We start from the raw sequence: 16,478 nt of genomic DNA on the forward strand, positions 1-16,478 counted from the left end.
CGACACCTGGAGTGGTCACTTCCATGGAGCTGGCGGTTCTCGGCCTGACGGCCGACGAGGAGCGGGTCTATGAGGCGCTGGTGGGGCAGCCCGGGGCGACCGCCGCCGCGCTCGCGGACCAACTGGAGAGCGATGTGGGTCCGCTGCGGCGAGTGCTGACCTCGCTGGTCGAGAAGCACCTGGTGACGCGCAGCGGCCGACCGGGCCGGTACGCGACGGCTCCGCCGGACATCGCCATCAACCGGCTCGTCCAGGCCCGTGAGTGGGAGCTGAGCGCCGCCCGCGCGAAGGCGTACGCGCTGTCCGAGATCCACCGCAACGCGAACCGCGTCAGTCCCGACCTCGCCATCGAGCAGTTGACCGATCGCGAGACCATCGCCGCGGCGGTGGCTCGCCTCGAGTCCGACGCCCAGCACCAGATCCGCGTCTTCGACACGCCGCCGTACTACCAGGAGCCCGGAGGCGAAGGAGCCGCCCGGAACACCGCCGTCCAGATCGCGCGCCACCAGCGCGACGGCGTGGTCCATCGCGTGATCTACAGCCAGGAGGCCCTGACCTGGCCCAGGAAGCTGGACACGGACATCCTCCCCGCGGTGCGTGGCGGTGAGCTCGCACGGATGCGGCGGAGCCTCCCGCTGAAGATGATCATCCGGGACGACCAGGATGCCCTCATCCCGTTCGATCTCAGTCGAAGCGGCCTCCAGGTGGCCTACCTCGTCCGACGCTCACCCCTGTTCACGGCCCTGGAAGCCCTGTTCGAGGGCGAATGGGCCCAGGCTGTCCCGCTCGACGCCAATGCCGCGAGCCCGACCGCCATCGACGATCCGGCCAGGCCCGACGACGAGACCCTCTCCCTGCTGGCCATGATGATGGCCGGCCTGACCGACACAGCAATCGCCCACGCCAAGGGATGGAGCACCCGCACCACCTACCGCCGCCTGCAGAGCCTCATGACCGAGCTCGGCGCCTCCACCCGCTTCCAAGCCGGCTGCATCGCCGGACGCCGCGGCTGGCTCTGACCGAGAGCCATCCGATGGCCCGGTGCTCGACCTGTATCGGGTGGGGGGCGGTGACCGCGCCGAGCTGCTGGACCTCGCGACGGAGACCGCTGAGGGGAGCCAGGCAGACGCGCTCGCGTGGATCATGTCGCACTCGTTCCGGAAGACGAGGCGACCATCCTGGACGACGCCGGACAGAGTGCTCGGCACATCGCGGACCAACTCGGGCACGCCCGGCCGTCGCTGACCCAGGACGTCTACATGGCGCGGCGAGCAAAGAACCCGGACGCGGAGGCCGCCTTCAAGACAGCCCTCAACCGGTCACCCGACGTCGCCGATCGACTCGGGCACGGTGACGCGGCTGACGTGACAGGCACCTACGGGTGAGTGTGCGGTAGGACACAAAACCATGGGCTCCACATAAGCGAAAGCCCCGGTCACCTTCGTGACCAGGGCTTTTGTGCGCCGCCAGGGACTCGAACCCCGAACCCGCTGATTAAGAGTCAGCTGCTCTGCCAATTGAGCTAGCGGCGCTTGGTGTTGCCTTCGAACGAAGAGGATCGTAGCAGGGGGATCGGGGAGATGCGAAATCGGTTAGCGGGTGAGGATGGTCATCGCGGCGTTGTGGCCGCCGAGGCCGGAGACGGCGCCGCCGCGGCGGGCGCCGGAGCCGCAGATCAGGAGGTTCGGGACGTCGGTCTCGGTGCCCCAGCGGCCGGCGTCGGCGGGGTCGGTGGCCCAGGGCCACTGGAGGTCGCCGTGGAAGATGTGACCGCCGGGCATGCCGACGGATTCCTCGATGTCGTACGGCGTCTTCGCCTCGACGCACAGGTTGCCGTCGGCGTCGCGGGCGATGCAGTCCTCGAGCGGTTCGGCGAGGTACGACTCCAGGCCGGCGAGCACCCGGCGGGTCGCCTCGGCGCGCGCCGAATCGTTGTCAGAGGCAAACAATCGGGCGGGGAAGTGGACGCCGAAGACGGTCAGCGTGTGGTGGCCGGAGGCAACCAGGTCGGGGGAGAGGATCGACGGGTCGGTCAGCGAGTGGCAGTACACCTCGGACGGCGGTACGGCGGGCAGCTCGCCACCCGCGGCGGAACGGTACGCCGACTCGAGTTGGCTGTAGTCCTCGTCGATATGGAACGTGCCCGCGAAGGCCTTCCTCGGGTCGTCTCCGGACTTCAGTGCGGGCAGATGGCGCAGCAGTAGGTTGATCTTCAGCTGCGACCCCTCTGGCTTCTCCACACCACTCTGACCACGCAGTGCAGCCAGAGTGGACGGGGCGACGTTCGAGAGCACCCAGGTGCAGTCGACGGACCTCTCACCGTCTCCACCGAGCCACGTGACTGATCCGCGCTTCCCGTCGACCTCGACCGAGGTGACTGCCGCGTTGGTGACCAGTGCGGCGCCGGCACGACGTGCAGCCGCTGCCAGCGCGTCGGTGACCGCACCCATGCCTCCGACGGGTACGCGCCACTCACCGTTGCCGTTGCCGATCAGGTGGTACAGGAAGCACCTGTTCTGGATCAGCGACTCGTCATGCAGACCTGCGAACGTCCCGATGACAGAGTCCGTGGCGACCACGCCACGCACGGTGTCGTCGGCGAACCGGCGCTCGATGCTCTCTCCGAGCGGTCGCTCGACCAGCTCGTCCCACAGTGCGCTGTCGAGCCGCGAACGCAGCTCAGCGGCCGGCTGCAGCGGTTCGAGCAGCGTCGGCGCGACAACGGCGGCCAAGGACCCGACGGACCCGTAGAAGTCGGTCCAGGCGTTGTACTCCGTTTCGCCGCCGGTCAGCGTTCGGAACGACTCCCTGGTGCCGGCGCCTTCCGGCCGCTCGACCATCAGGCCGACGTCCCGCCCACCACGGCGTACGGGCGTGTACGACGCCACTGCGCGGGAGCGGAGGTCCAGACGGAGACTGAGGTCGGTGACGATCTTGTCGGGTAGCAGGCTCACCAGGTACGAGTACCGGGAGAGGCGGGCGTCGACGCCCGGGAAGACCCGCTCGCTGACTGCTGCGCCGCCGGGGTGCGCCTGCTGCTCGACTATGAGCGTCGACAGGCCGGACTGAGCCAGGTACGTGGCAGCGACGAGGCCGTTGTGCCCACCCCCGACGATGACGACGTCGTAGAAGTCCTTCATCCCACCGGCCAATCGAGCTTGTGGTACGCGGCGTCCCAGAACATCCATTCGTAGCGGCACGTCGTAGCGAAGTGCTGGTGACAACGTTCCCGCTCCGCGGCGCCCACGTCCAGCTTGTCTGTCACCGCGAGCACCGACTCGACCACTGCGTCGAACTCCTCCGAGCCGTACGTCTCGATCCACTTCCGGTACAGCGGGTCCGGTGAGGACCGCTTGAGCAGCTCCCGGCCGACGTCCCGGTAGATCCAGTAGCAGGGCAGTACGGCGGCCACCGCCTCGGCGTATGTCCCCGTCGAGCACACGGCGGTCAGATAGGACATGTACGCCGTTGTGGTCGGACCGGACCCCGCCGCGTCGACGTCCTCGGACGTGAGCCCCAGTGACGCCAGCAGCGAGGTGTGCAGCTCCCGCTCGACGGCGATCGCGTTGGCGGCGTGCAGTGCGAACATGCTGACCGCGTCCTCGTCGGTGGCGCGGCCGGCGACCAGCGCGAGCGCTCTGGAGTACGCGCGGAGGTAGTGGCTGTCCTGGACGATGAAGTACCGGAACGCGTCGTGGTCGAGGGTGCCGTCGGTCAGCCCGGTGATGAACGGGTGCCGGACGATCTCGCCGTACACGGAGGCTGCTCCGCGGTCCCACAGCTCGCTGGAAAACGTCATCCCCACTCCTCGTCGTCGACTGGGACCGACCTTATCCACAGGTCGTCGCCGGAACACGAGACGAACGTCACGCTTCGGCTCTACCCTGGCGCCATGACCATCCAGGGGGCCGGCCAGGGGGAGCAGCCGGACGCGCGCGCCGGGATGCCGGCGGACACGCCGCTGCTACGGAGGATCCGGGCGTCGGTGATCGGTGACGACCAGGTGATGCCTGGGCCGTACGGTCCGCGCCGGGTGACGTACGCCGACTACACAGCGTCCGGTCGCGCGCTGACCTTCCTGGAGGACTTCATCCGCGAGGAGGTGCTCCCGCGGTACGCGAACACCCACACCGAGTCGAGTGGCACCGGCCTGCAGACCACCCGCCTGCGGGAGGACGCCCGCCGGATCATCCACACCAGCGTCGGCGGTGACGCCGAGACCGCGGTGATCTTCTGCGGGTCGGGCGCGACCGGGGCGATCGACAAGCTGATCGGGATCATGGGCCTGCGGATCCCCGCGGAGCTCGACGACACCTATCACCTGATCGACCAGATCCCGCCGGAGCAGCGGCCGGTCGTCTTCATCGGGCCGTACGAGCATCACTCGAACGAGTTGCCCTGGCGTGAGTCGATCGCCGACGTGGTCGTGATCGGGCAGGACGCGGACGGGCACATCGACATCGACCAGCTCGAAGCGAGGCTGCGCGAGTACGCCGAGCGGCCGCTGAAGATCGGCTCGTTCTCGGCCGCCAGCAACGTCACGGGCATCGTCAGCAACACGCATCGGGTGTCGGCGCTGCTGCATCGGCACGGTGCGCTGTCGTTCTGGGACTTCGCCGCGGCGGCGCCGTACGTCGAGATCGACATGTACGGCGGCCGCGACCTCGATCCGCTGTCGTACAAGGACGCGATCTTTCTCAGTCCGCACAAGTTGATCGGTGGGCCGGGGACTCCTGGCGTACTCGTCGCCCGGCGCGAACTGCTGCGGAACCGAGTGCCCGACGTACCAGGTGGGGGCACGGTCGCGTACGTGAACCCGCTGGAGCATCGGTACCTCGACGATCCGGTGCACCGGGAGGAGGGCGGGACGCCGGCGATCATCGGGTCGATCCGGGCCGGGCTGGCGTTCCAGCTGAAGCAGGCGGTCGGGATCGACGTGATCCGGGCGCACGAGGACGCGTACCTGCGGCGCGCGGTCGAGGCCTGGACCGCGGAACCGAACCTGCAGATCCTCGGCAACCTCGACTCCGAGCGGCTGTCGATCGTGTCGTTCGTGGTCAAGGCGCCCTCGGGCCGGTACCTGCACCACAACTTCGTGGTCGCGCTGCTGAACGACCTGTTCGGTATCCAGTCCCGCGGCGGCTGCTCGTGCGCCGGTCCCTACGGTCACACGCTGCTCGGGATCGACCTGGATCGCTCGCACGAGTTCGAGGAGGAGATCCTGCACGGCTGCGAGGGGATCAAGCCGGGCTGGGTGCGGGTTAACTTCAACTACTTCATCTCGGAGGCCGTCTTCGGGTACGTCGTGGAGGCCGTCAAGCTCGTCGCTCGGGACGGTTGGCGGCTGCTCGGCGACTACCGCTTCGACCCGGCGAACGGTCTGTGGCGGCATCACCGCGGACCGGTCGAGCCGCCGATGCGGCTTTCGCAGGTCGGGTACGACGCCGACGGCCGGCTCCGGTATCCGCGGCACGATCACACTGCGCCTGAGTCGGCGCTGGACGAGTATCTGGCCGAGGCTCGGGACCTGCTGTCGACGTGTCAGCAGGAACAGAGTGAGACCGAGGGGCAGGTCAATACCGACTTCGATCATCTGCGGTGGTTCGAGTTGCCTTCTCGCTGCCTCACGCATGAGTGAGCGCGTGCTCGGCGTCGATGCCTGCCGGAAGGGCTGGGTCGGGATCACGGGGGATCTGCGGGCGTACTTCGGGGTGACGATCGCGGAGTTGGTGGCGGCGGCTGAGCAGGATGGGGAGCTGCGGGTGGTGGGGATCGATATCCCGATCGGTCTGCCGTCGGTCGGGTCGCGGCAGGCGGATGTGCTTGCGCGCACGGTGGTCGGGAAGCGCTGGCCGTCGGTGTTCATCACGCCGACCCGGGCTGCGTTGAGCGCGCCTGCGTACGACGCGGCGAACACGCTCAGCAAGTCGACGACGGGGCACGGGATCAGTCGGCAGGCGTATGGGCTCGCGGCGAAGATTCTGGACGTCGACGGCTGGGTGCCGAAGGCGCCGTGTCCGGTGCTCGAGGTGCATCCCGAGGTGTGCTTCGCGACCATGGCGGGCCGTCCGTTGGCGCATGCGAAGTCCACGTGGGCCGGTGGAGAGGAGCGTCGCAGGCTGCTCGCGGACTCGGGGATGCCGATCGGTGGCGACATCGGCCTGGCCGGGGCGCTGGCCGCCGCGGACGACATCCTGGACGCGGCCGCGGTGGCCTGGTCGGCCCAGCGGTACGCCGAAGGTCGCGCCCACTCGTACCCGGACCCACCGGAGATCCTCGACGACGGCACCACTGCCGCGATCTGGGCGTAGCGCACCTGCCTCTCTCGTTTCCGGTCCCACCTGAGACGCTTGGTGACGGCGAGCTGAGGCTAGTGGGCCCCCGCTGTTCGCAGGATGTTTTCGATCTGGGTGTAGCCGCTGGACTTGGCGTGTTGGAGGGGGGTTACGCCTTCGGCGTCGGGAAGGTTGGGGTTAGCTCCGGCGGCGACGAGGATCTGGACGATGTCCTGCCACGGCTTGGTGCCCTTGCCGAGGATGATCGCCTCGAGCAGTGCGGTCCAGCCGAGGTTGTTCACATGGTTGACGTTGATGTCGGTCCGCACGACGCGCCGGACGTAGTCCACGTGACCGCGCTCGCTCGCCGGGATCACCGAGATGCCGTCGAAGCGGTTCCGCAGGGTCAGGTCCGGGTTCGCGGGCAGGAGGGTCTCCAGCATCGCGACGCTCCCGGTCACGCCGGTCACAAGCCAGGCGGAGTCCTGCCGGTCGTCCTGGGCGTCCGGGTCGGCGCCGAGTTCGACGAGCAGCCGTGCGACGTCGACGCGATCGTTGAGCGAGGCGAGCAGCAGCGCGGTACGGCGGTGGTCGTCGCGTGACTCGATCGGGGCACCGGCCGCAAGCGCCGCCGCGACAGCGTCCGCGTCGCCGGAGGAGGCGGCTGCGAGCAACGCCGAGGTCGGCGAGGACGGGCGTTCGGTCGTGAGCGCAGTGCTGACGCCGGACTGGCTGCGGTCCTTGGCCGCCTGCACCGGGGTCGCGCCGTCACGCTTGGCCGGCTTGGTGACGTCGGCACCCGCGGCGATCAGCAGCCGGACAGTGTCGACGTACTCCGGGGTGCCCTTGCCGAGCAGCACCGCCTCGTGCAGGGCGGTCCAGCCGAGGTTGTTCACGTGGTCGACCGCTACGCCGGCCTGGATCAACCGTCCGACCACGGCGGCGTGACCACGCTCGGCCGCGCGAATCAGCGCCGTACCGTGGTAGCTGTCGAGGCTGCGGATATCGGCGCCGTGAGCCAGCGTCAGGTCGAGGAGTTCGAGGTAGCCCTCGCTCGCGGCGATCAAGAAGGCGCTCTGGACGGTGTCGTCGACGGCGTTGACGTTCGCGCCGGCGGTGATCAGCCGCTTCGCCTCGGGGACGTCGTTCTTCCACGCGGCGGCGATCAGCTGACTGTCGAGTGTGGACGGCACAGAGGCGCTCCTAGACGGTGACGATGACGGTGATGCTGACGGGGACGATGATGCGGACGATGATGCGGACGCCCGTGGTGCAGGGGCCGGAGTACTGGTCTCAGTTGAACACGCGGTGGCCACCGCCATCAGCACGGTGGCGGTCACGGCGATCGGACGGCGCTTCATCGGCGCGGCGGGGTGAGCGCGATGACCTGGTACGGCGGGACCGCGGTCGCCTCGTCGAACTTGCTGTCCACCACCAGCAGTCGGCCCTGCGCGAGCTTGGCCGTCGTCAGCACTCGATCGGCGGCCGTCGGCGTGGCGGACACGAGCCGTGCCGAGCTGCCGTCGGCTGACAGCTGAAGCGTGCTCAGCACTCGGGAGAAATTCTGCACGACCCACAGTGACGCGCCTTGCTGGACCAGGCCATCGGCGTTCACCAGGTCGGCGCCGCCGGTGTCGACCGCGGTCGCCCGCGCGGTCCGTAGGTCGAACCGCCAGAGCCTGCCCACGTTGCCCTGGGCCACGACCAGCGCCCGGCGGTCCGGTGACAGCGCGATCCCGCCGAGGTTGAAGCCGGTGCTGGTCTCGATCGTCCCCTTCGCGTCGGCCCAGGTCGTGACGGTCCACTGCCCGTGCCTCTCGGCGACGCGGAAGATCTGCGGGGCGTTCGAGTTCGTGAAGTACGCCGCTCCGTCCGGCCCGATCACCAAGTCGTTCAGGAACGCGTTCGGTACGCCGGTGCGGAGCGCAGCGAGCAGTTTGCCGTCGGGGGAGTACACCCACAGGTCTGGCGCGCCCGGGTGGTCGATCCCGTTCGGGCCGCCGGCGACATATACCCGGCCCTGCGAGTCGACGTTCACGCCGCGGGCCGTCCAGCGGCCGTCGGTGCCGTCGCCCTTCAGCCACTCGACGGCGTTGGCGGAGCGGAGTTGGCCGCGGTGGATCTCGCCGCCGGTCGTCTCCGAGACGTAGTAGCGCTGCGTGCGGGCGTCGAAACCGATCCCCTCGAACTTGGAGCCGCCGGGGTCGCCAGACAGGTCGTAGGTGCTCGGCCGGGCGGCGAACGCCGTGGAGGCGCCGGCGCCGAGCAGGGTTGCGGACAGCGCGAGGGTGGCGGACACCGTGCGGACAGACATGCGGACAGACATGCGGACCTCTCAAGCGGATCGGTGGATTTCGAACTGCCTCCAGCTTCTGCGGTCCAGGCCGCCGGTACGACGGGTGTTCGGCCACCAACGGATAGCCGAACGGATGATTCGGAAGCCGGTCCGCCGGGCCTACGATCGGTTGGACATGGTCACTGCACACACCCCGGCTGTTCTCAGCCACGCGACCAGACTGGCGACCGCACTGCACGCGGCGCTGGTCGTGCTGGTGCTGGCCTCCGCGGTGCGGTACCTGACCGGTCACGGCTTCAGTGACCGGGCGCCCTGGGTGCTGGTCGGAGCGGTGCTCCTGCTGGCGACGTACGCCGCCTATCGGGTGCTGCCCGGGCAGGTCTGGCTGGCTCTACTGGTGCTGGAGTGGTGCGGCCTGGTGCTGGTGGCGCCGTCGTTCGCCTGGTGCGCCGTGCCGCTGTCGTTCGTCGCTCTGCGGATCCTGTCGTTCCGGCCGGCCTGCCTGGTCGTTGCGGGCATGGTGGTCGTCACCGTGGTGCAGTGGTCCCGCATGGCCGACCGCCTGGACCCGACCATCGTTCTGGGCCCGGTCTGCATCGCAGTGCTTGCCGTGGGCGCCTATCGGGCGCTGGAGCGGGATGCACTGGCCAGACAGGCGCTGCTCGACGACCTGCACGCGGCGCAAGGCGATCTGGCCGACGCGCAGCACCAAGCCGGCGTCATTGCCGAGCGGGCCAGGCTGTCGCGCGAGATCCACGACAGCGTCGCGCAGGGCCTGTCGAGCATCAACCTGCTCCTGCAGGCGGCAGAACGCGAGTGGGACGACAAACCGGCCGCTGCACGCGAACACGCCGCCCAAGCGGCCGCCACAGCACGCGACGGACTGGACGAAGCCCGCAGAGTGGTCCGCGACCTGGCGCCGGCAGAGCTGACCGCCGGACTGCCGGCAGCACTGCGCAGGACGTGTGCGCGCCTGTCAGCGCACAGCTCCCTACAGGTCCGCGTGCTGGTGCACGGTACGCCGATAGCGCTCGACTCGGAGGTGGAGACAGCAATCCTGCGCACCGCCCGCGGAGCACTGGCCAATGTGCTCGAGCATGCGGCCGCGACAACCGCTGTCGTGACCCTGACGTATCAACCAGATGCGGTCGTTCTCGACGTTGTGGATGACGGCCGCGGCCTTCCCGGAATTTCAGTCAAGATGGATTCCGATCGCGGCCACGGCCTGGCCGGGATCCGTGAACGGCTGAGACAACTGGGAGGAACGCTCGTGCTGGAAAGCGAACCGGGAGAGGGCACGGCCCTCGCCGTCTCGATTCCGCTGCGACCCGAAACGCGACCGAAACCGGAGCCGCGCGCATGATCCGGGTCGCGTTGGTCGACGACCATCCCGTGGTGCGCGCCGGCGTACGCGCGCTCGTCGAGGGGCAGGAGGACCTGACCGTGGTCGGCGAGGCTTCGGACGCGCGCAGCGCCGAGCAGCTCGTCACAGCCGTCCATCCGGATGTCGTGCTGATGGACCTCAACCTCGGTGCCGGGGCGGGTGGTGCCGAGGTGACGGCCCGCCTCCGCGCCCTTCCCGAGCCGCCTCAGGTGCTGGTGCTGACGACGTACGACACCGAGGCGGACATCATGAGTGCGATCGACGCCGGCGCGGCCGGTTACCTGTTGAAGGACGCGCCGCCAGAGGATCTGTTCCGCGCGATCCGCGGCACCGCACGTGGTGAGACGGTGCTCGCCCCGGCCGTCGCCGCCCGGCTGGTGCGGCGCTCCGGCCCGACGCTCACCGACCGCGAGGTCGAGATCCTCAACCTGCTCGCCACCGGCCTGTCGAACCGCAAACTGGCCCGCCGGTTGTTCGTCAGCGAGGCGACGGTCAAGTCCCACCTCGCGCACATCTACACCAAGCTCGAGGTCGACACCCGGGCCGCGGCCGTCGCCCGGGCGATTGACCAACGGATCATCCGTCCGTCCGGCTAGGGTTCGACTGTGAGCAGCTCCGACGAAGCAGACGGCGGCGAGAGCCTGCTGACCGTCCTGGTCGCGCTCGCGGCGAACCTGTTGATCGCGGTCGCCAAGACGGTGGTCGCGGTGATCACCGGATCGGCGTCGATGGCGGCCGAATCGGCGCACTCCTGGGCCGACACCGGCAACGAGATCTTCCTGCTGGTCGGCGAGCGGCGGGCGCGTAAACCCGCCGACCGGACGCACCCGCTCGGGTACGGCAGGGTCGGTTACATCTGGTCGATGTTCGCAGCGTTCGGTCTGTTCACGGTGGGCGCCGCGGTCTCGGTCTGGCACGGTATCCAGTCGCTGGAGCACGGTGAGGCGGAGAGCACGTCGTACGGCTGGGCGTACGCCGTGCTGGGCGTCTCGTTCGTGCTCGAGGGGATCTCGTTCACGCAGGCGCTGCGGCAGACCAAGGCCGGCGCGCTCGAGCGGATGCTGAGGCCGTGGCGCTACGTGCGACTGACGTCGAACCCGGTGCTCCGGGCGGTGTTCGTGGAGGACCTGTCCGCACTGATCGGCATCCTGATCGCAGGCGTCGCGATCCTGCTCCACCAGCTGACCGGCAACGCGGCCTGGGACGCGGTCGGGTCGATCGTCGTCGGCATCCTGCTCGGCGTGGTCGCCCTGTTCCTGATCAGCCGCAACATGGACTTCCTCACCGGCGAGGCCGTGACACCGCTGGCGCGGAACCGCGTCCTGCGCGCGCTGCTCGACCACAAGGACATCGAGCGGGTCACCTTCCTGCACATGGAGTGGGTCGGCGCGGACCGGATCTTCCTGGTCGCCGCGGTCGACGTCATCGGCAACGACGTGGAGTCCGAGGTCGCGGCCCGGCTGTACGCCATCGAGGACGCCCTGAACGCGCGGCGGGAGATCCAGCAGGCGATCCTCACGCTCTCCCGCCCCGGCGACCCCACCAGCCTCGAGCCCGCCCAACTACCCCGCTGGTACGTCGAGCCGCCGGTCTAGAACCCATCGGCTGGAAGGACAGTCGCTGGTGTCCTGAATCGAAAGCGCCGCCGTACTTCCGACTCGGGACACTAGGGCACGTTCGCGAGGAAGCGTTCGCGGTCCACCAGGACACGTTCGAGTTCGCCGTCCGCGACGACCTGGCCGGCCGAGTTCGTGGCGCGTACCTGGAAACGCAGATGCCGGCCGTCGACCTCGGGCTCCGCCGCGACGATGTCCACGGTGTCGCCGACCCGGGTCGGTAGCCGGTGGCGGAGGCGCACCGCCGTACCGACCGAGGTCTGGCCGGGGCGGAGGTGGCGCTGGGCGAGTCCGGTGGTGGCGTGCTCCAGCCAGGTGATCAGGCGCGGCGTGGCGAGGACTTCGACGTCGCCGCTGCCCACTGCGAGCGCGGTGTCGGCGGCAGTGACCTCGTGGCGCACGGCAGGTTCCTCGCTGGTCCTTCTCTGGGCCGTGTACGCTTCCCGTCCGTGGAGCCCGTACACGTTGCGGTTTCGGCCTTGGCTGCATTGTTGCCGATCATGAATCCGATCGGTGCGCTGGCTACCTTCGCGGGTCTGACGCAAGGCGTCGGCCGGTCCGCCATCCGTCGGCAAGCGGTACTGACAGGTGTCTACGTCTTCGGCATCCTGACGGTGTTCGCGCTGCTCGGGACGCTCGTGCTGGAAGGCCTGGGGATCGGCCTGCCCGCGCTGCAGATCGCCGGCGGCCTCGTGGTCGCGCACTCCGGTTTCGGGATGATCGTGGCCCGCCAGACGCTGACCGACGACGAGAAGACGCACGGCGTGGCGAAGCCGGACGTGTCGTTCTCGCCGATGGCGCTGCCGCTGATCGCCGGTCCGGGCGCGATCGGCGTGGTGATCGCCTTGACCGCCCGGCACCCCGGGATCGAGAACCGGGCGAGTGTGATCGTCGCGGCGCTCGCGATGGCCGCCCTGGTCGTGGTGCTGCTCCGCTTCGGTACGCCGCTGGTCGACAAGCTCGGTCCGACGGGACTCGGCGCGCTCAGCCGCATCATCGGGTTCCTCACCCTGGCGATCGGGGTCGAGCTGGTCACCCACGGCGTGCTCGCGGTGAAGTAACACGCCCGCTGATCGGAATACCTGGGACACGCGCAACGTGCTCACCCAGATCCTGCTCCCGGGCGGCGAAGCCCCGAGGCGGCGAGGGGCTGAGTCTGGGCACTTACACCTCCTCAGCCGGTCTCGCCGCCTCGGTGACCCTCACCGACACCCCCACTGGTTACGTCGTCGCGGACGCTGTCCGCTCCGTCCGTCGGTGAGCTACTTGCCGGCTTTGGCCGACGGCAGCTTCCAGGCGGTGCTCTTCGCGAGGGTGGTGAGGTCGGCGACGGAAAGGATGGGCGTGGGGCGAGTGTGCTGCTTGCCCTTCTCCGCCGGGCCGTTGTAGCTGGTGAGGTTGATGTTGCGGCCGTCGTGGCGGTACAGGACGACGAGGTTGCTGACGACGCTGTACTGCTTCTGGCGGCTGTCGGAGTACTCCGGGGACTCCTTGGAGGTGAACAGGACCGAGCCGTCGGGCAGGGTCTTGCAGCCCGTGCGGGCGGGGACGCACGGGTTCTGTTCGCCGCCGCCGGAGATCATCACGTCGACGCGGGCGGCACCGTGGCCGTCGTCGACGACGTACGCCGCCCCGGCGTAGTCGCCGCCACCCCAGGTCTCGGGAGCCGAGAGGGTCCGGCCGGGAGCCTCGAGCAGGGACCTGAGCGTCGCCAGGGTCTGCTTGGGAGTCACCCCGACCGGTTTGGTGGCGGGTGTCGGCTTGACGGACGGCTTGGTCGACGGCTTGGTGAGCGGAACCGGTGAGCCGGCGACCGCGGCGTCCGCGGGGGAGCCGAGCACGTGGATGCCGCCCGCGATCAGCCCGGCGGTGGCCAGTACTGCACCGGCGCCGCTCGCGGTGAGCAGCGCCGTACGCCGGCGGCGCAGCCGGAGCCCCTGGGTGACGCTGCGTTCGAGCAGGTCGGGTGTGACCGGCTCGAGGTTCTCGGTGGCCTTCTGCATCAGGTCGGTGAGCTGGGTGTTCATGGGTTCTCCTCGGTTCAGTGCGCGATCAGCTGGGCGGCACCCTCACCGAGGACCGCACGCAGGCGGTCCAGGGCGCGGGCGGTGCGAGTGGTGATCGCACTGGTGTTCTTGCCGAGATCGAGCGCGACTTGCTCGACGCTGCGATCTTCGAAGAACCGCAGCACCAGCACAGCCCGATCCAGCGGCGCCAGCTCGCTCAGAGCGCTCTGCAACGCCAGCCGCAGCTCCGGATCTCCGGCCCGCTCCACCACCTCGGGCAACGATTCGGTCGGCCGCTCGGACCAACTCTTCCGCCGCCGCTGCGAGATGTACGTCCGCACCATCGCGGTCCGCGCATAGGCCCCCGGGTTCTCGACCCGGTGCCAGACCTTCAGCAGGTTCGCGAGCGTGTCCTGCACCAGATCCTCAGCGTGGTGCCGATCCCCCACCAGCAACCAAGCAGTCCGATACAGCCTCCCCACAGAAGCCCGCGCAAACTCCTCGAATTCCTCGGTAGACCTCATCAACACCCTCTCGTCGATGCCTCTGCCCCCAAAGACGCATCGACAGGCCCGTCAGATCACACCCACCTCAGAAAACCTTCGACAACACCCAAACCCCGAACGCCAAGAACCCCACCACAAACGTGACCAGCAGAACCACGCCGTACCCGAACCACATACTCCCAGAGGCCTTCACCCGGGCATCCTCCCATGCAGACAACCGCAGCCAGCGCCAACAGCCGACCACAAGCCCCAGCCGGAAAGCCGAAAGACACCCCAGCCCCAGCCGGAAGGCCACAGACAACCGCAGCCCCAGCCGGAAGGCCGCAAGACAACCGCAGCCCCAGCCGGAAGGCCGCAAGACAACCGCAGCCCCAGCCGGAAGGCCGCAAGACAACCCCAGCCCCAGCCGGAAGGCCGCAAGACAACCTCAGCCCCAGCCGGAAGGCCGCAAGACAACCCCAGCCCCAGCCGGAAAGCCGAAAGACAACCCCAGCCAGGGAGCCGAGCGAAGCGAAGGCGCAAGGGGGTGCGGGTGGCGGAGCCCCCGCCGGCGGCAAGCGAAGCGCAGCCGCACAAAATGCCGAAGGCGACGAGGCTCGCGCTTTCCGCGAGCACACGTCGCCCTCGACTTCGGGTGAGTGACGGGACTCGAACCCGCGACCACCTGGACCACAACCAGGTGCTCTACCAGCTGAGCTACACCCACCATTGCCGTCCGAACCGCGACGGCTGAGCAATCATAGCGATGAACTGTCGGGACCTGAAATCGAGGGTGGATCCGCAGGTCAGGAGCCTGTTGGGGTGTCCTCGACCGCGGTCGTGAAGAGGCTCGCGGCGGCCCGGGCGGTGGGGGAGTCGGGTCCGGGCTGGGGCACGAACACGGTCTCCCGGTAGTACCGCAGCTCGTCGATGCTCTCGGTGATGTCGGCGAGCGCGCGGTGGTTGCCGTTCTTGGCGGGGGTCGCGTAGTAGACCCGCGGATACCACCGGCGGACGAGCTCCTTGATGGAGCTGACGTCGACGTTGCGGTAGTGGAGGTGGGACTCGACGCGCGGCATGTCCCGGGCCAGGAAGGTCCGGTCGGTGCCGACGGAGTTGCCGGCGAGCGCGGCCTTGCGGGGCTCCTTCACGTACGACGTGATGAAGTCGAGGACCTGTTGCTCGGCGTCGGCGAGCGGGATGCCGGTCGGGAGCTCTTCGAGCAGCCCGGACGTGGTGTGCATGTCGCGAACGAAGTCACCCATCTGTTCGAGCGCGGCCGGGGGCGGCGCGATCACCAGGTCGATCCCGTCACCGAGCACGTTCAGTTCGTAGTCGGTGACCAGCACCGCGACCTCGATCAAGGCATCGTTCACCAGATCGAGGCCGGTCATCTCGCAGTCGATCCACACCAGCCGGTCGTTCATGGGCACCCACCTTACGGCGAGCCTCCGACAGTCCAGCGACGGCGTGCCCGTCAGCGTGGCGCGTTCCCCAGGTGGACGCTCCGTACGGACAGTATGGCGAGGTCTACCCGCCGTCCAAGGAAATGCGGCCCTTGCGGGTCCAGCAATTGCCGCCAGGTGTCCACATCCTCCGGGCTCAGCCACTCCTCATCGGGCACAACCATGTGCCCGTGCCCGTGACCATGCCCGTGTCCCGCCCCGGTCAGCCGCTCGATCCGCGTCTGGAATTGCCGTACGACGTCATCCAGCCGCTGCGGCGACAGCGGCGCCGGTGTCTCGCTCAGCACGCTCTGTGTGGTCACGTCGGTCAGCCCAGCCCGCGTGAGCGCCTCGGTCCACCCGTACGGCAACGGCACCGACCCAGGCAGTGACTCCCGCATCACTTTGAACCACCGGTCCTGCGCGAGATCCAGCCGCAGCTCCAGTCCGGGCTCACCAATCCCCAGGTCCCACGGCAGGTGCCGAGCCGGCAGTCCGCCCTCAGCGAGCGCCAGCCGCCCACCTGGGGCGAGCAGCGACGCCAGCGCGTCCACAGCGGCCTGCTGGTCGGCAGCGTGGTGCACCGACGCGGACGCCCACACCAGGTCGGCCGGCGCGTCGATTGCCCGGCGCAACGGCTCAGCGCCCTCGTCCATCGACGCCAGCTCGCACCGAACGAGTCCCGCGGTGTGCTCCCGCGCCTGCTCCAGTACGTCGGGATCCGCGTCGATCGCCACCACGGTCGCACCAGGCAGCGCCTCGGCGAGCGCCTTGGCCATCCCACCGCCACCGCACCCGATGTCCGCCACGACCTTGTCGCCGTCCCGCACGAGACGGCTCGCCACCGCGGCGTTCCAGTCGGCCTCACCAGCTGCGGACGCGCGCAGCCGCCCGGCCTCTTCGCCCCAATCGATCTCGATCATGACGACAAGTCTGGTCCTGTTGACAGGCCCAGCCCACCTCGTGTTGCC

The 16,478-nt window shown here is 69.1% G+C and carries 17 protein-coding genes and 2 tRNA genes; 8 read left to right on the forward strand and 11 right to left on the reverse strand.

Annotated elements, in window-relative coordinates:
• Nucleotides 1-23 precede the first annotated feature (23 nt).
• Entirely contained in the window at nucleotides 24-1,019 is a 996-nt protein-coding gene (locus tag ACFYRH_RS33920; protein WP_387783818.1) for a helix-turn-helix domain-containing protein, read from the forward strand.
• 117 nt (nucleotides 1,020-1,136) lie between these two features.
• On the forward strand, nucleotides 1,137-1,385 hold the full coding sequence (locus ACFYRH_RS33925) for a hypothetical protein (RefSeq protein ID WP_387783820.1): 249 nt from the start codon (nucleotides 1,137-1,139) through the stop codon (nucleotides 1,383-1,385).
• Between the two features lie 74 nt (nucleotides 1,386-1,459).
• On the opposite strand, the gene ACFYRH_RS33930 is transcribed toward ACFYRH_RS33925, so the two are convergent.
• The 3 genes from ACFYRH_RS33930 to tenA all read right to left on the reverse strand — a co-directional run bounded on the left by ACFYRH_RS33930 (nucleotide 1,460) and on the right by tenA (nucleotide 3,799).
• Nucleotides 1,460-1,532 (reverse strand) — tRNA-Lys (locus ACFYRH_RS33930).
• Between the two features lie 60 nt (nucleotides 1,533-1,592).
• On the reverse strand, nucleotides 1,593-3,140 hold the full coding sequence (locus ACFYRH_RS33935; protein WP_387783822.1) for a phytoene desaturase family protein: 1,548 nt from the start codon (nucleotides 3,138-3,140) through the stop codon (nucleotides 1,593-1,595).
• The gene (gene tenA / locus ACFYRH_RS33940) at nucleotides 3,137-3,799 is read right to left on the reverse strand and encodes a thiaminase II (RefSeq protein WP_387783824.1); all 663 of its coding nucleotides are present in this window, start codon (nucleotides 3,797-3,799) and stop codon (nucleotides 3,137-3,139) included. Before tenA ends, ACFYRH_RS33935 begins: the two co-directional genes overlap by 4 nt.
• A 93-nt stretch (nucleotides 3,800-3,892) precedes the next feature.
• Here tenA and ACFYRH_RS33945 point away from each other — a divergent pair, with 93 nt between their 5' ends.
• Entirely contained in the window at nucleotides 3,893-5,638 is a 1,746-nt protein-coding gene (locus tag ACFYRH_RS33945) for an aminotransferase class V-fold PLP-dependent enzyme (protein ID WP_387783826.1), read from the forward strand.
• Nucleotides 5,631-6,311 carry a DUF429 domain-containing protein gene (locus tag ACFYRH_RS33950; protein WP_387783828.1) on the forward strand — a complete coding sequence of 227 codons (681 nt, stop codon included), beginning with the start codon at nucleotides 5,631-5,633 and terminating at the stop codon, nucleotides 6,309-6,311. Before ACFYRH_RS33945 ends, ACFYRH_RS33950 begins: the two co-directional genes overlap by 8 nt.
• Before the next feature lie 59 nt (nucleotides 6,312-6,370).
• Here the strand turns inward: ACFYRH_RS33950 and ACFYRH_RS33955 are convergent, their stop codons facing one another.
• Both ACFYRH_RS33955 and ACFYRH_RS33960 read right to left on the reverse strand, forming a co-directional pair.
• Nucleotides 6,371-7,468 carry an ankyrin repeat domain-containing protein gene (locus tag ACFYRH_RS33955; RefSeq protein ID WP_387783829.1) on the reverse strand — a complete coding sequence of 366 codons (1,098 nt, stop codon included), beginning with the start codon at nucleotides 7,466-7,468 and terminating at the stop codon, nucleotides 6,371-6,373.
• 164 nt (nucleotides 7,469-7,632) lie between these two features.
• The gene (locus tag ACFYRH_RS33960) at nucleotides 7,633-8,601 is read right to left on the reverse strand and encodes an SMP-30/gluconolactonase/LRE family protein (RefSeq protein WP_387783830.1); all 969 of its coding nucleotides are present in this window, start codon (nucleotides 8,599-8,601) and stop codon (nucleotides 7,633-7,635) included.
• A gap of 145 nt (nucleotides 8,602-8,746) precedes the next feature.
• Between ACFYRH_RS33960 and ACFYRH_RS33965 the strand changes: the two genes are divergently transcribed.
• From ACFYRH_RS33965 to ACFYRH_RS33975, 3 genes are read left to right on the forward strand one after another with little or no spacing between them, the layout of a single operon-like run.
• Nucleotides 8,747-9,934, forward strand: a complete 1,188-nt coding sequence (locus tag ACFYRH_RS33965; RefSeq protein ID WP_387783831.1) for a sensor histidine kinase — start codon at nucleotides 8,747-8,749, stop codon at nucleotides 9,932-9,934.
• On the forward strand, nucleotides 9,931-10,551 hold the full coding sequence (locus tag ACFYRH_RS33970; protein ID WP_387783832.1) for a response regulator: 621 nt from the start codon (nucleotides 9,931-9,933) through the stop codon (nucleotides 10,549-10,551). The genes ACFYRH_RS33965 and ACFYRH_RS33970 overlap by 4 nt, the downstream gene beginning before the upstream one ends.
• Before the next feature lie 9 nt (nucleotides 10,552-10,560).
• Complete coding sequence (locus ACFYRH_RS33975; RefSeq protein ID WP_387783833.1) at nucleotides 10,561-11,550, forward strand: cation diffusion facilitator family transporter; 990 nt, start codon at nucleotides 10,561-10,563, stop codon at nucleotides 11,548-11,550.
• Nucleotides 11,551-11,621: 71 nt separating this feature from the next.
• Here the strand turns inward: ACFYRH_RS33975 and ACFYRH_RS33980 are convergent, their stop codons facing one another.
• Nucleotides 11,622-11,972, reverse strand: a complete 351-nt coding sequence (locus ACFYRH_RS33980) for a thioesterase family protein (protein ID WP_387783834.1) — start codon at nucleotides 11,970-11,972, stop codon at nucleotides 11,622-11,624.
• Between the two features lie 48 nt (nucleotides 11,973-12,020).
• Between ACFYRH_RS33980 and ACFYRH_RS33985 the strand changes: the two genes are divergently transcribed.
• Nucleotides 12,021-12,632, forward strand: a complete 612-nt coding sequence (locus tag ACFYRH_RS33985; protein ID WP_387783835.1) for a MarC family protein — start codon at nucleotides 12,021-12,023, stop codon at nucleotides 12,630-12,632.
• 201 nt (nucleotides 12,633-12,833) lie between these two features.
• Here ACFYRH_RS33985 and ACFYRH_RS33990 read toward each other — a convergent pair whose 3' ends face one another.
• The 5 genes from ACFYRH_RS33990 to ACFYRH_RS34010 all read right to left on the reverse strand — a co-directional run bounded on the left by ACFYRH_RS33990 (nucleotide 12,834) and on the right by ACFYRH_RS34010 (nucleotide 16,430).
• A complete protein-coding gene (locus tag ACFYRH_RS33990; protein WP_387783836.1) occupies nucleotides 12,834-13,598 on the reverse strand; it encodes a hypothetical protein in 765 nt (254 codons plus the stop codon).
• Nucleotides 13,599-13,612: 14 nt separating this feature from the next.
• Nucleotides 13,613-14,101, reverse strand: a complete 489-nt coding sequence (locus ACFYRH_RS33995) for a SigE family RNA polymerase sigma factor (protein WP_387783838.1) — start codon at nucleotides 14,099-14,101, stop codon at nucleotides 13,613-13,615.
• A 615-nt stretch (nucleotides 14,102-14,716) separates the two neighbouring features.
• Nucleotides 14,717-14,789: transfer RNA gene (locus tag ACFYRH_RS34000), tRNA-His, on the reverse strand.
• 79 nt (nucleotides 14,790-14,868) lie between these two features.
• Complete coding sequence (orn, locus tag ACFYRH_RS34005) at nucleotides 14,869-15,489, reverse strand: oligoribonuclease (RefSeq protein ID WP_387783839.1); 621 nt, start codon at nucleotides 15,487-15,489, stop codon at nucleotides 14,869-14,871.
• A 50-nt stretch (nucleotides 15,490-15,539) separates the two neighbouring features.
• The gene (locus ACFYRH_RS34010) at nucleotides 15,540-16,430 is read right to left on the reverse strand and encodes a class I SAM-dependent methyltransferase (protein ID WP_387783840.1); all 891 of its coding nucleotides are present in this window, start codon (nucleotides 16,428-16,430) and stop codon (nucleotides 15,540-15,542) included.
• Nucleotides 16,431-16,478: the final 48 nt, after the last annotated feature.

It is taken from the genome of Kribbella sp. NPDC004875, from assembly GCF_042873375.1.
In the GTDB taxonomy this organism is placed as follows: Bacteria; Actinomycetota; Actinomycetes; order Propionibacteriales; family Kribbellaceae; genus Kribbella.